This is a genomic window from Microbacterium sp. 67-17 (genome assembly GCF_001898325.1).
GTDB lineage: Bacteria > Actinomycetota > Actinomycetes > Actinomycetales > Microbacteriaceae > Microbacterium > Microbacterium schleiferi.
Genome location: NZ_MKTR01000017.1, coordinates 68,298 through 81,414, shown reverse-complemented (window position 1 = coordinate 81,414; position 13,117 = coordinate 68,298). Strand labels below are relative to the sequence as shown.

The window sequence follows — 13,117 nt, the reverse complement described above, 5'->3', positions numbered from 1 at the left end:
CGGGCGGTCCGACGAGCGACCGATGTCTGTGGGAGGGGGAGCGTGCACGAGACAGCGCCGGTCCCGGCATCCGATCACCCGCGGGGGAGCTTCGCCGCCGAACACCTGTCGCCGTCCTATCCGCAGCGCGCCCCGTGGGGAACTGCCGGGCGCTTGCGCGCGTGGCAGGCAGAGGCGCTCGATCAGTACTTCGACATGGACGGGCCTGATGGCCCGGGCGGTGGACCTCGCGACTTCCTGGCCGCCGCGACGCCCGGTGCCGGCAAGACGACGTTCGCTCTGCGCCTGGCAACCGAGTTGCTGCGGCGCGGGATCATCGACCGGGTCGTCGTCGTTGCCCCGACCGAGCACCTGAAGACCCAGTGGGCGGATGCCGCGGCGAGGGTATCGCTGCGCCTGGACCCCCATTTCACGAACCGTCACACCCGTCCCGCCCGCCATTACCACGGGGTCGCGGTCACCTACGCGCAGGTAGCCACGAAGGCGTCAGTGCACCAGGGTGTCACGGAGACGGCACGGACGCTCGTGATCCTCGACGAGGTGCACCACGGCGGTGATGCCCTCAGCTGGGGAGACGCGCTCCGCGAGGCTTTCGGACGCGCGACACGACGCCTGCTGCTGTCAGGCACTCCCTTCCGCAGTGACACGGCGCCCATCCCGTTCGTGGAGTACCACCCCACGGCCGAAGGCATCCGCGTGTCTCGTACCGATTACGACTACGGGTATCGGCGCGCCCTCGAAGACGGGGTCGTGCGTCCCGTGCTTTTTCTCGTCTACGCCGGCCACATGCGGTGGCGAACCCGCACCGGCGACGAGATGGAAGCGCAGCTCGGGCAAGACAACACGAAAGACATCACGGCGCAGGCCTGGCGCACAGCTCTTGATCCGGGCGGCGAGTGGATTCCTGCAGTGCTGCGATCGGCCGATCGCCGGCTCACCGAAGTGCGAGAGCACGTTCCGGATGCCGGCGGCCTGGTGATCGCCACGGATCAGACTGCCGCGCGGGCGTACGCACAGATCCTGCAGACGGTGGCCGGCGAAGAGCCGACGGTCGTGCTCTCTGACGAGCCCGAGGCATCCGCCCGCATCGAGTCGTTCGCCGCCGATACGAGCCGCTGGATGGTCGCCGTGCGAATGGTGTCCGAGGGCGTTGATGTGCCGCGGCTCTCGGTCGGGGTGTACGCGACCTCGGCGTCGACGCCGCTGTTCTTCGCGCAGGCGATCGGCCGGTTCGTGCGGGCGCGGCGCCGCGGCGAGACGGCCAGCATCTTCCTGCCGCACGTGCCACCGCTGCTCGTCTTGGCCGGAGAGCTCGAACGCCAGCGCGATCACGCGCTCGACCGCCCCTCGGACGAGGACGGCGAATGGTCGGCTGAAGACGACCTGCTCGCGGCTGCTGAGCGCGAGGATGCCGCATCCGACGCGTTGACCGACGAGTTCGAGTACGCGGCTCTCGGCGCCATCGCACACTTTGACCGTGTGCTGTTCGACGGTAGGGAGTTCGGACAGCTCGCCACGCCGGGAACGCCCGAAGAGGAGGAGTTCCTCGGCCTTCCCGGGCTCCTCGAACCCGAACACGTACACGATCTGCTGATGCAGCGGCAGGCACGGCAAAGCCGCCACCGGCAGGCGCGCGAAGCGCGAGAGCGTGAAGCGGGGGCGACGGATGACGCGCCGCCCGCGCCGCCTCCTGCGCTGCACCGCACGCTGAAGGAACAGCGGCAACTGCTCAACAGCCTCGTGGGGCTGTACGCGAGGCAGTCTGGCGAACAGCACGGCCATGTCCATGCCGAGCTTCGCCGTATCTGCGGGGGCCCGGCAGTCTCGCACGCGACGGTCGCGCAGCTTCAGGCGCGTATTGATGTGCTGCGCGTCCGCGTGAGGTCGTAGCCGGGATTCGGTGCTCCAAAATGCTGCGAATCCTCGGATTCGAGCGGGCGGCCCTCGCCGTGTCTCCTACCCTGGGGAGGACCCCAGAAGGAGCCCGATGAACGCCGAATCGACGGCTGGCGAGCGGCGGAGGTGGGCTCAGTACCTTGTGGACGAGCGCGCCGAAGCGCGCGTATACCGTGAGCTGGCTGCCCGCCGCACCGGCGAGGAGCGGGCGATCCTGGAAGCCCTCGCGGATGCCGAACGTCGGCACGAGTCCCACTGGCTCCAGTTGCTCGGCGGTGAGCCGGAAACGCTGCCCCGGCCACGACTGTCGACGCGAACTCTCGCGTGGATGGCGCGGCACTTCGGATCGATCTTTGTGCTCGCGCTCGCTCAGAACGCCGAGGCCCGTTCTCCCTACGACAGCGATCCGCACGCGACCTCGCAGATGGCTGCCGATGAGAAGATCCACCACGAGGTCGTGCGTGGGCTTGCCGCCCGCGGACGACGGCGGCTGTCGGGGACGTTCCGGGCCGCGGTCTTCGGCGCGAACGACGGCCTGGTCTCGAACCTCGCCCTCGTCATGGGAATCGGTGCGACCGGAGTCGCCCCGCAGTTCGTGCTGTTCAGCGGTATCGCGGGTCTGCTCGCCGGTGCGCTGTCGATGGGCGCCGGTGAGTTCGTGTCGGTGCGATCCCAGCGTGAGCTGCTGGCGGCGACGCAGCCGAACGATTACGCGGACGACGTCTTGTCGTTCCTCGATCTCGATGCGAACGAGCTGGCGCTGGTGTTCCGAACACGAGGGATGCCGGAAGACGAGGCCCTTGCGGCGGCGCGCGCAATCATCGGCGACGCGCAAGCGGCGGGCCCCGGTGCGCTTGCTCGCGGTGGCATCGGCGGCGAGGGCGAGGATGACGTCGTCGGAAGCGCGTGGGGCGCAGCGCTTTCGAGCTTCCTGTTCTTCGCTTCGGGAGCGATCATTCCGGTGTTGCCGTGGATCTTCGGACTGTCGGGACTCGCGGCAGTTGTGACAGCGCTGGCGCTCGTCGGCGTGGCGCTCCTGGCGACGGGCGCGACCGTCGGGCTGCTGTCCGGTGGTCCGCCGTTGAAGCGCGCGCTACGGCAGCTCGCGATCGGCTTCGGAGCCGCAGCGGTGACGTACGTCCTGGGACTGCTCTTCGGCGTGTCGGTTGGTTGACCGCGGCATCCGAACCTGCGGCGGCAGGCGCAGCGGGAATAGTGTCGGCGATGTCGCGGTTCGGTGTGACATGAGTGAGTCTGTTTCTGCCCCGATCAAGGTAGACGTCTGGTCGGATGTCCAATGCCCCTGGTGCTACATCGGGAAGCGGCGTTTCGAGAAGGGCGTGGCAGCGTCCGGAGTTCCTGTGGAGATCGAGTACCACTCCTTCGAGCTCGCCCCTGACACGCCGGTCGATTACGACGGATCACCGGTGCAGTACCTCTCCGAGCGCAAGGGAGTATCGCCCGAGCAAGCCGCTCAGATGGTCGAGCGCGTGACGACACTCGCTGCGGGTGAGGGTCTCGCATACGACTACGACCACATCCACCAGACGAACACGATCAAAGCTCATGAACTGCTGCACTACGCGAAGGAGCGTGGTGTGCAGGCAGAGATGAAGGAAGCCCTCCTGAAGGCCTACTTCGTCGACGGCGGGCATGTCGGCCGGATCGAGGATCTCGCCGATCTCGCCGCAACCGTCGGGCTCGACCATGACGACGTGGTCCGGGCGCTCGAGTCGGGCCAGTACACCGCAGCGGTGAAGGCGGATGTCGCGCAGGCCGCTGCGTACGGCATCCAGGGCGTACCCTTCTACGTCTTCGACGGCAAGTACGGTGTCTCCGGAGCGCAGGAGAGTGAGACCTTCGCCCAGGTGCTTGCGCAGGTGGCATCGGAGCGGACTCCCGCATGACCGGCGCTTCCCCGACACCGCAGGCCGCCGCCCAGCCGTTCACAATGCTCGGCGGCGGCGGTGTCGTCTGCGAAGGCGACTCGTGCCTCATCCCCGGTTCCGTCGCCGACGACGCATCGACGAGCTAGCGACGCCAGACAAACGAAAAGGGCCCCTTTCGGGACCCTTTTCGTCTGTGCGCGAGGGGGCACTTGAACTGACCTCGATCCCCTCGCGCCGCGAAACCGTGTAGGGCGTTCTGCCGCACAAGATCAACGATCTACGGCATGTGTCCGGTGGATAACTCCACCGCGATACCCCGACCTACAGGATGCTTAGCACCTTCGTTAGCACTCTTGGAGATTGCCGAATCGGCTGGAATCTCGGGCTCAATGCCTGCACAAAGCGGTCTTGCATGAAGGTCGGCACAAGACCATCGCCGACGTCGAGTACGCGACCGCCGACTGGGTCGACTGTTGCAACCACCGCAGGCTCCTCGGAATGGTCAGCCCGACGAGTTCGAGGCGACCCTGCTGAACGGCCCTCAGCAGAGCCGCATAGAAGCGGCAGAGAACCGGCGATGCTTCACTGCCTCCCCAGGGCGGAGCGCACGGCCTGCTCGACGGGGATGAGGTGACCGTGGTCGTCATCCCCGCGGTCGATACGGATCCACGCGATCGAGCCGGTGAAGTCGGTAGCGGCGCCGGGATCTGTCGTGACGGGCGTTCCCGTGCTGCGCCCGACATCACTCGTCTCATCCGCCGAGTACACGATCGGCTGCGTCGTTTCCAGGCGGCCCGACCCGACCAGCTCACCGTCGACGAACAGCGATACGCCACCACCCTTGGCGTAGCCACCGCCGTCGTATGCGAACTCCACCCGCAGTTGGTGGTTGCCAAGGGGGATGAAGCCCTCCGACGCGATCACCGTCTTTTCAAGCCCGAGGAAGTTGTATGCGTATTTCAGCGCGCCGCCGTCGGCGTAGAATGACCAACCCCCGAGGTAGCCTCCCTGGCTGAGGAGAACACCGCGAACGTTGGAGTCGTCGACGGCGATCTGCGCGGTGACACTGAAGGAACGGTTCTTCAGGTTGATCATGGTGTTCTCGGTGAGGTGCCCCATTCCCGGAAACAGGATCTGCGTGTCGCCCTCGATCAGCTGCGGCCTTCCAGCGACCACGGCGTCCATGCGCTCGGTGCCCCGGTCATCGAGTGGAAGCACGTTGTACCGGGTCGCCTCGATGAGCCAGAGCCGCTGCAGCTCGTGCAGTTTGTCAGGGCGCTGCGCCGAGAGATCTTTCGCCTGGCTCCAATCGGTTGTGGTGTCATACAGCTCCCATTGGTCGTCATCGAACGGGATAGTCTGCGCGCCCGTGAGCTCCCAGGGCGTGCGGTGCTTCGTGACTGCGGTCCAGCCTTTGTGGTAGATGCCGCGGTTCCCGAACATCTCGAAGTACTGCGTCTCCCGATGCTCGGGCGCATCCGGATCGTTGAAGCTCGCCGCGAAGCTGCGTCCCTCGATGGGTGCCTGCGTCACACCGTGCACCTGCACGGGCTCGGGAATGCCTGCGACGTCGAGGAGCGTGGCTGCCACGTCAATCACGTGTGTGAATTGATTGCGCACTTCGCCGCGTGCTGCGATTCCCTCGGGCCAGTGCACGATCGTGGCGTTGCGTGTTCCGCCGAAGTGCGACGCGACCTGTTTGGTCCACTGATACGGCGTTGACATCGCGTGCGCCCAGCCGACGGCGTAGTGGTTGTATGCCGCAGGAGAGCCGAAATCGTCCAGGTGTGCGAGGAGGAACTCATCGGTCTCAAGATGCCCCATGCCGTTGAAGTTCATGCCCTCGTTGAACGAGCCGCGGAGGGTGCCCTCGGCGGAGGCTCCATTGTCGCCGACGATGTAGAGCACGATCGTGTTCTCGAGCAGACCGAGCTCCTCTAGTGAGTCGATCACACGCCCGAAGTGGTAGTCGGTGTGCTCGAGGAAGCCTGCATAGACCTCCATCTGCCGGGTCAAGACGGGGCGCAACGCCTCATTCATCTCCTCCCACGCGGGAATCTCCTCGGGCCGCTCGGTGAGCGCCGTCTCGGGGGCTACGACGCCCAGGTCGATCTGGCGACGAAGCATCTGCTCGCGCAGCACGTCCCAGCCCTGGTCGAACGCACCCTTGTACTTGTCGGCCCATTCCTTAGGCGCGTGGTGCGGGGCGTGCGTTGCCCCCGGTGCCCAGTACACAAAGAAGGGACGGTCACCCTGCAGGGCCGCAGACTGTCGGATCCACGTGATCGCTCGGTCTGCAAGGTCCTCCGTGAGGTGGTACCCCTCTTCGGGCGTCTTCGGAGGATCAACGGGCGTCGTGCCATCGTAGAGCGCCGGATAGTACTGGTGGGTCTCTCCTGCCACGAAGCCGTAGAAGTGCTCGAAGCCGGAGTTGATGGGCCAGCGGTCGAACGGTCCCACCGCGCTCGTCTCCCACGGCGGCACCTCGTGGCACTTGCCGAACTGCGCCGTCGCATATCCGTTGAGACGAAGTGTCTCGGGGAAGGTCGCCTTACTGTTGGAACGGATGGCGTTGTAGCCGGGCGCACCCGAGGCCATCTCGGTGATGTTGCCCATCCCCACGGAGTGATGGTTGCGCCCGGAGAGGAGCGCAGCACGGGTGGGGGCGCACAACGCAGTCGTGTGAAAACGCGTGTAACGCAGCCCGCGGCCGGCCAGCTTCTCGGCTGTCGGCATGCTTACGGGGCCGCCGAACGCTGACGATGCCCCAAATCCGACGTCGTCGAGCAGGGCGACGATGATGTTGGGAGCTCCTTGCGGCGGGCGCAGCCGCGTGATCGGTGGTGCCGTGTACTCAGGGTCCTTCGCATCGTACGCGACGTATCCGCTTGTCGGCCGGTCGGGGATGGGAAGAATCGTCCGTGTTGCCGGCTCGTCGTGTGCCTCAGCCATGAGTGCGTCTCCTAATCTCAGTTGTCGATTTCCGCGTCAGTCAGGGGCTGCGTCACACCCACGGGACCCTGCTGCTCGAACTCGGCGAGCACTCCAAGGTCGTGCAGGAGCGATTGGGTCACTCAACGATCACGACGACGATGAACATCTACTCCCACGTCACCCCGACCATGAAGAGGTCGGCAGTTGACCGCTTCGCCGCCCATCTCGGCAAGGCTTAGCACTTTTTCTAGCACTTCCGACGCAAAAGACCCCCAACCTGAGATATAAAATCCCAGGTCAGGGGCCATTTCATTCGCGTGCGCGAGGGGGGACTTGAACCCCCACGCCCTATACGGGCACTAGCACCTCAAGCTAGCGCGTCTACCTATTCCGCCACCCGCGCAGAGTGGTTTCGGTCTTGCAACCGAAGATCGACATTATCACGACAACGGCGCCGCCGATAATCGCTCAGGGTCCTGACCCGAAACATTCGCGTCGTCTGAGCGCGGTAGGTTTGTGGCCGTGTCACATACCGAGTCCGAGCTTCCCGAAGTTGTCGTCGTCGCCCGGGACCTCATCCGTTTCGACACCACGAATTGGGGTGGCGGACATGCCCGAGGCGAACGGGAAGCGGCGGAATATGTGGCCGACTATCTTCGCAACCTCGATCTGACGCCCGAGATCTACGAGCCGATTGAACGGCGAACGAACGTCGGCGTGCGAATCCCGGGTGTCGACCGCGGCAAGCCCGCACTTGTGGTGCACGGCCATCTCGACGTCGTGCCAGCGGTAGCGGAGGACTGGTCGGTCGATCCGTTCGCAGGAGAGATTCGCGACGGCATGCTGTGGGGACGCGGTGCGGTCGACATGAAGGACATGGACGCCATGATCCTGACCTCCGTTGCCGACATCCTGCGCAGCGGACGCCGGCCGGCTCGTGACCTCGTGGTGACCTTCTTCGCCGACGAAGAGAACGGGGGCGGTGAAGGCTCGGCGCTCGTTGTCCGTGACCGCCCTGAATGGTTTGCTGGCGCGACCGAAGCCATCAGCGAGGTCGGCGGCTACTCGATCGACCTCGCTGGACGACGCGCCTACCTCCTTCAGGTGGGGGAGAAGGCTCTGGTCTGGATTCGCCTCGTCGCCCGAGGCCGGGCGGCACACGGCAGCGCATTCCACGAAGACAACGCTGTCACCCGCCTCGCTGAGGCCGTCGCCGCGCTGGGGCGCACGGCATGGCCGGTGGAGCTGACCGCAACGACGAAGCGCCTGACCGAGCGGATCGCCGAGCTCACCGGGCAGCCGTCCGATGACCCGGATGCGGTCGCTGCGGCGGCCGGACCGGCTTCGCGATTCCTACGCTCAACCATCCGCACGACGGCCAACCCGACGGCGCTCACGGCCGGATACAAGCACAATGTCATTCCCGACCGCGCCGAAGCGCTGATTGACGTGCGCACGCTTCCAGACGGCGAAGACGGCGCCCTTCGTGCCATCCAGGACATCGTCGGGCCAGACATCGAGATCGAGGTCGTCCACCGGGACATTGGCCTCGAAGTTCCCTTCGAGGGCGAACTCGTCAATGCGATGGTCGCGGCCCTCGGGCGACATGACCCGGGTGTCCCCGTCCTCCCGTACTTGATGAGCGGTGGCACCGACAACAAGGCACTGGCGGCTCTCGGCATCCGAGGTTATGGATTCGCGCCGCTACGGTTGCCTGCGGACCTCGACTTCACCGGTATGTTCCACGGCGTCGACGAGCGGGTCCCGCTCGACTCGCTCGTCTTCGGTCAGCGCGTGTTGACCGATCTGCTGCTGTCGTACTGACTCGGAAGGCATCCATGCTGCTGGAAGCAATCATCCTCGGTCTCGTACAGGGGCTCACGGAATTCCTCCCGGTCTCATCGAGCGCTCACTTGCGCATCCTGGGAGAGTTTCTGCCCAGTGCGCAGGACCCTGGAGCAGCCTTCACGGCGATCACCCAGATCGGCACAGAGGCCGCTGTCGTGGTGTTCTTCTGGCGCGACATCGTCCGGATCGTCTCGCGATGGTCGCTCGCCCTCGTCGGCAAGGCACCGCGGAATGATCCCGACGCCCGCATGGGGTGGTTGATCATCATCGGATCGGTGCCGATCGTCGTGCTCGGTCTGCTCTTCCAGGATCAGATCGAGACCACCCTGCGATCGCTGTGGCTCGTTGCCGGGATGCTGATCTTCTTCGGTGTGCTGCTGGGAATTGCCGATCTCGTGGGTGCGAAGCGACGAAAGCTCGACCAGCTCACCCTGGGGCACGGCATCATCTTCGGGTTCGCGCAGGCCCTTGCGCTGATTCCCGGGGTCTCGCGTTCGGGCGGCACGATAACGGCGGGACTGTTCCTCGGCTATGAGCGCGCGGCAGCAGCCCGCTACGCGTTCCTCCTGGCGATTCCCGCGGTCTTCGGAAGCGGCTTCTATCAGGTCGCCAAGAGCTGGGACGAGCAGGGGCCGTTCACCCCGATCGAGACCGCCGCCGCCACCGGTGTGGCGTTCGTTGTCGCACTCGGTGTCATCGCGTTCTTCATGAGCTGGATCTCCAAGCGCAGCTTCCTGCCGTTCGTGGTCTACCGGGTAGCTCTCGGTGCGGTCCTGCTCGTGCTGCTGAGCATGGGCATCATCCAGCCCTACTGAGTCGACGGCTCCAGCTGAAAGATGTCAGGGTTTGCGAGGCTCGTCGCGTCCACCGCGACCGGGTCCATCGCCGCGGCGACGCAGGTACTTCTCGAACTCCTGCGCGATCGCGTCTCCGGATGCCTCCGGTGAGTCCCAGGTGTCTCGGGTGCGCTCGAGCTGGTGGATGTACTCCGTCATTTCTTCGTCATCGGCTGCCGCCGCATCGATCGAGGCTTCCCACGTGCGTGCCTGCGTCGGCAAGTCTCCCCGATCGACCTTCGCGCCGGTGATGTCTTCGAGCCGATCGAGCAGCGCCAGGCTCGCCTTCGGTGAGGGAGTGTGCCCGGCGACGTAGTGCGGCACGCTTGCCCACAGCTGCGCGGACGGGATACCGGCGGCAGTGGCAACGTGCGAGATGACGCTCAGAATGCCGACGGGTCCTTCGTAGGAGCTGCGCTCAAGTCCGAGGGCTGCCCTCACCGGCTCACTCTCGCTACCCGCGAAGACGGAGATCGGGCGCGTGTGCGGAACATCCGACATCATCGACCCCATCGACACAAAGCCGGTGATGTCTTCGCGCAGGGCCACATCGACGAGTTCGGAGGCGAAAGCCTGCCATGCTCGCGCAGGCTCGACTCCGGTGAGGAGCCAGAGTTGCGTGCCACGTGTTGCTCGGGTCGGCCTGAGGATGGTCGTCTCGGGCCACGTCAGCTCCCGCGCGCCATCCGCCGTCGTACGAATCTGCGGACGCGTGTACTGGTAGTCGAAGTACAGTTCGGGGTCGACCGAGTAGACAGTCTCGTAGCCGCCGGAGTCGCGGAGGTGAGCTACCGCCGAGGACGCTGCCTCACCCGCGTCGTTCCAGCCGTCGAATGCGGCGACGAGAACCCTGCGTCCCAGTCCCTCCACGTGACCTCCTCAGGTGGCGATCCATCCAGAATAGGACGCTGCCGTCAGTCGGGTGCGCGAAACGTCGAGGTCGCGAGGACCGCGAGTGGCCGATCGTCAGCGGGGCCGTCGGTAGCATGGTTCGGTGACTGCCCCATCCGCCCTCTCCGCTGTGCTCTGGGACATGGACGGCACGCTCGTCGACACGGAGCCGTACTGGATTGCGGCGGAGACCCCCCTCGTCGAAAGCTATGGCGGCACCTGGACCCACGAGAAGGCCTTGTCGCTCGTCGGGCTTGCCCTGGAGGATTCCGCACGGATCCTGCAGGGGGAGGGCGTGCGAATGTCGACCCGCGACATCATCGACCACCTCACCACCGAGGTGATGCGCAGCATCTCTCAGGACGGGGTTCCGTTTCGCCCGGGCGCGAGAGAGCTTCTCGCCGACCTCAAGAATGCCGGTGTGAAGACCGCCCTGGTGACGATGTCCATGCGACGGATGGCAACCCACATTGCCGAGCTCATCGACTTCGACGCCTTCGACATCGTGGTCGCGGGCGATGACGTCACTCGTCCGAAGCCGTATCCGGATCCGTATCTTCAGGCGTGCACGTCGCTCGGCGTAGACCCCGTCGACACCCTGGCCATTGAGGATTCGCCGAACGGGTTGCGCTCTGCGGTGGCGGCGGGGTCGGTCGTCCTGGGCGTTCCAGCCATGGTCTCGCTCGAGGGAGCAGGTGCGCACGCCGTCTGGCCCACGCTTCACGGCGTGACAGCTTCCGACCTCGGTGAGCTTCACCGGGCACATCGAAAGGTCGGCGCTGCATGAGCACGACACCCCGTCTGTCAGGTCCCTTCCGGGTCGGTGATCGCGTCCAACTGACCGGCCCGAAGAACCGGCTTCACACGATCACGCTTCGCGAAGGCGGGGAACTACACACACACCATGGCGTGCTGCCGCATGCGACCCTGATCGGCATCCCCGACGGGTCGGTCGTGGTCAATAGCGCCGGTCACGAGTATCTGGCACTTCGCCCGCTGCTGCGTGACTTCGTCATGTCGATGCCGCGGGGGGCAGCGATCGTGTATCCGAAGGATGCCGCGCAGATCCTCTCCGAGGCTGACGTGTTCCCGGGAGCTGTTGTGGTGGAAGCGGGCGTGGGCTCTGGCGCGCTCTCCCTCTGGCTGCTGCGCGCGATCGGTGACGCTGGCCGTCTCGTCTCGTTCGAAAGACGCCCGGAGTTTGCCGAGGTCGCGCAGGCCAACGTCGAGACGTTCCTCGGTCACCGCCCGGCCTCCTGGGAGGTGCGCGTCGGCGACCTTGCGACCGAGCTTCCAACGGCTGTCGAACCCGGAACCGTCGACCGCGTCATCCTGGACATGCTCGCGCCCTGGGAGTGCATCGACGCGGTAGCCGAGGCACTGACCCCGGGCGGGGTGGTCCTGTGCTACATCGCGACCGCGACACAGCTCAGTCGCGTAGCCGAATACATCCGCAACACCGGTCTGTTCACCGAACCCGACGCGAACGAGACGATGGTCCGCGGCTGGCACGTCGAGGGTCTCGCCGTGCGCCCCGATCACCGAATGGTCGCTCACACGGGCTTTCTGCTGTGGGCGCGCCGCCTTGCGCCGGGCGCTGTCGCACCCGAGCAGAAGCGGCGCGCCTCCAAGAGCAGCTACGGCGACGAGGATGTCGAACTGTGGACTCCCGGCGCCGTGGGGGACCGTCAGATCACCGACAAGAACCTGCGGAAGCGAGTTCGCGAGGCCCAACGCGCTGCCGACGGTGCGCGCCACGCTGCTGCCGGCGCGGCCCCTGCGACGGCTGCCGAAACGGCAGAGCCCGACCGCCTAGACTGATCCGGTGCGAAAGACACCCGCCTTCCTCGCGATCCTCGGACTGACAGCTGCCGCGCTCGTCGGCTGCTCGGCAAGCCCGTCTGACGGGTGTGCGCGGGTCACCGACACCGATCCCGCCGTGACCGATCTCGTCAGCGTCACCGGGGAGTTCGGCGCGGCCCCCGACGTCGAGGTGTACACGCCGTTCCAGGTGGATGAGCTGGCATGGGCCGACCTCACCGAGGGCGAGGGCACGCCGATCACCACGCCCAACCAGATGGTCGTGCTCGACATGGTGGTCCTGGACGGAAAGACCGGCGAGCCGGCTGTCGCCACGTCGTACGACGAGACGCTCTCGAGCGTCTTCTCAATGTCGCGGTGGATCGACACGCTGCCCGGCCTCCAGGAATCACTGCAGTGCGCGCAGGAGGGGGACCGCGTTGTCATTGCGCTCCCGTCCGAGGCCATCAATCCGGCAGCTGCCACGCAGATCGGTCTCGAGGAGGGCAGCTCCGCCGTTGCGGTTGTCGACGTGCGCAAGGTCTATCTGCCGAAGGCGGATGGCGCGGACCAGTTCACCGACAGCAACGGTCTTCCCTCTGTGGTTCGCGCCCCGAACGGCCGGCCCGGGGTCATCATCCCTGACGCCCCTGCACCGACTGAACTTTCGATCCAGACCATCAAGAAGGGCGATGGCGAGGTCGTCACGGGTGACCAGCCGGTCCGCGCCCACTACACGGGCCTGCTGTGGGACACGCGCGAGGTCTTCGACACCAGCTGGGATGGCGATCCGGTCTCCTTCGATCTGAACGCGGTGGTTCCAGGCTTCGCTGCGGCTCTCGAGGGCCAGACCGTCGGTTCGCAGGTGCTCGTCGTCGTGCCGCCCGATCAGGGCTACGGCGACGCGGGTCAGGGAGCAATTCCTGGCGGAGCAACGCTTGTGTTCGTGATCGACATCCTTGGCCTCGATCCGCAACCCGCCTCGTAGTCCAAATCACCCTCGGCAAGCGGGGATGCCGCGCG

At 66.0% G+C, this 13,117-nt stretch carries 12 protein-coding genes and 1 tRNA gene; 10 read left to right on the top strand and 3 right to left on the bottom strand.

Features of this window, described 5'->3' with window-relative positions; translation table 11 throughout:
* Nucleotides 1-42 precede the first annotated feature (42 nt).
* From BGO47_RS08350 to BGO47_RS08335, 4 genes are all read left to right on the top strand, one after another.
* On the top strand, nucleotides 43-1,890 hold the full coding sequence (locus BGO47_RS08350; protein WP_292710535.1) for a DEAD/DEAH box helicase: 1,848 nt from the start codon (nucleotides 43-45) through the stop codon (nucleotides 1,888-1,890).
* A 97-nt stretch (nucleotides 1,891-1,987) separates the two neighbouring features.
* Entirely contained in the window at nucleotides 1,988-3,070 is a 1,083-nt protein-coding gene (locus BGO47_RS08345) for a VIT1/CCC1 family protein (protein ID WP_292710532.1), read from the top strand.
* Nucleotides 3,071-3,140: 70 nt separating this feature from the next.
* Nucleotides 3,141-3,803: a DsbA family oxidoreductase gene (locus BGO47_RS08340; protein WP_292710528.1), complete on the top strand. Its 663-nt coding sequence runs from the start codon at nucleotides 3,141-3,143 to the stop codon at nucleotides 3,801-3,803.
* A complete protein-coding gene (locus BGO47_RS08335; RefSeq protein WP_292710525.1) occupies nucleotides 3,800-3,931 on the top strand; it encodes a hypothetical protein in 132 nt (43 codons plus the stop codon). Before BGO47_RS08340 ends, BGO47_RS08335 begins: the two co-directional genes overlap by 4 nt.
* 436 nt (nucleotides 3,932-4,367) lie before the next feature.
* Here the strand turns inward: BGO47_RS08335 and BGO47_RS08330 are convergent, their stop codons facing one another.
* Nucleotides 4,368-6,737, bottom strand: coding sequence for an arylsulfatase (locus tag BGO47_RS08330; protein WP_292710523.1), 2,370 nt, complete (start codon nucleotides 6,735-6,737; stop codon nucleotides 4,368-4,370).
* A 2-nt stretch (nucleotides 6,738-6,739) separates the two neighbouring features.
* Between BGO47_RS08330 and BGO47_RS08325 the strand changes: the two genes are divergently transcribed.
* Nucleotides 6,740-6,958, top strand: coding sequence for a tyrosine-type recombinase/integrase (locus BGO47_RS08325; RefSeq protein WP_292710520.1), 219 nt, complete (start codon nucleotides 6,740-6,742; stop codon nucleotides 6,956-6,958).
* A 79-nt stretch (nucleotides 6,959-7,037) separates the two neighbouring features.
* On the opposite strand, the gene BGO47_RS08320 is transcribed toward BGO47_RS08325, so the two are convergent.
* Nucleotides 7,038-7,122, bottom strand: a tRNA-Leu gene (locus tag BGO47_RS08320).
* Between the two features lie 113 nt (nucleotides 7,123-7,235).
* Here BGO47_RS08320 and BGO47_RS08315 point away from each other — a divergent pair.
* Nucleotides 7,236-8,543: a M20/M25/M40 family metallo-hydrolase gene (locus tag BGO47_RS08315; protein ID WP_292710517.1), complete on the top strand. Its 1,308-nt coding sequence runs from the start codon at nucleotides 7,236-7,238 to the stop codon at nucleotides 8,541-8,543.
* Between the two features lie 14 nt (nucleotides 8,544-8,557).
* Nucleotides 8,558-9,382 (top strand): undecaprenyl-diphosphate phosphatase, encoded by an 825-nt coding sequence (locus BGO47_RS08310; protein WP_292710514.1) that lies wholly within the window; start codon nucleotides 8,558-8,560, stop codon nucleotides 9,380-9,382.
* A 24-nt stretch (nucleotides 9,383-9,406) separates the two neighbouring features.
* Here the strand turns inward: BGO47_RS08310 and BGO47_RS08305 are convergent, their stop codons facing one another.
* On the bottom strand, nucleotides 9,407-10,273 hold the full coding sequence (locus BGO47_RS08305) for a PAC2 family protein (RefSeq protein WP_292710511.1): 867 nt from the start codon (nucleotides 10,271-10,273) through the stop codon (nucleotides 9,407-9,409).
* A gap of 124 nt (nucleotides 10,274-10,397) precedes the next feature.
* Here BGO47_RS08305 and BGO47_RS08300 point away from each other — a divergent pair, with 124 nt between their 5' ends.
* From BGO47_RS08300 to BGO47_RS08290, 3 genes are read left to right on the top strand one after another with little or no spacing between them, the layout of a single operon-like run.
* Nucleotides 10,398-11,081: an HAD family phosphatase gene (locus BGO47_RS08300; protein WP_366246880.1), complete on the top strand. Its 684-nt coding sequence runs from the start codon at nucleotides 10,398-10,400 to the stop codon at nucleotides 11,079-11,081.
* Entirely contained in the window at nucleotides 11,078-12,115 is a 1,038-nt protein-coding gene (locus BGO47_RS08295) for a tRNA (adenine-N1)-methyltransferase (RefSeq protein ID WP_292710508.1), read from the top strand. Before BGO47_RS08300 ends, BGO47_RS08295 begins: the two co-directional genes overlap by 4 nt.
* Before the next feature lie 4 nt (nucleotides 12,116-12,119).
* Nucleotides 12,120-13,082 carry an FKBP-type peptidyl-prolyl cis-trans isomerase gene (locus BGO47_RS08290; protein ID WP_292710505.1) on the top strand — a complete coding sequence of 321 codons (963 nt, stop codon included), beginning with the start codon at nucleotides 12,120-12,122 and terminating at the stop codon, nucleotides 13,080-13,082.
* Nucleotides 13,083-13,117 lie beyond the last annotated feature (35 nt).

Excerpts from the sequence above, each read along its gene's own strand:
- BGO47_RS08335 (WP_292710525.1), top strand. The coding sequence starts at position 3,800 with ATGACCGGCGCTTCCCCGACACCGCAGGCCGCCGCCCAGCCGTTCACA.
- BGO47_RS08345 (WP_292710532.1), top strand. The coding sequence starts at position 1,988 with ATGAACGCCGAATCGACGGCTGGCGAGCGGCGGAGGTGGGCTCAGTAC.
- BGO47_RS08295 (WP_292710508.1), top strand. The coding sequence starts at position 11,078 with ATGAGCACGACACCCCGTCTGTCAGGTCCCTTCCGGGTCGGTGATCGC.
- BGO47_RS08340 (WP_292710528.1), top strand. The coding sequence starts at position 3,141 with ATGAGTGAGTCTGTTTCTGCCCCGATCAAGGTAGACGTCTGGTCGGAT.
- BGO47_RS08330 (WP_292710523.1), bottom strand. The coding sequence starts at position 6,737 with ATGGCTGAGGCACACGACGAGCCGGCAACACGGACGATTCTTCCCATC.
- BGO47_RS08310 (WP_292710514.1), top strand. The coding sequence starts at position 8,558 with ATGCTGCTGGAAGCAATCATCCTCGGTCTCGTACAGGGGCTCACGGAA.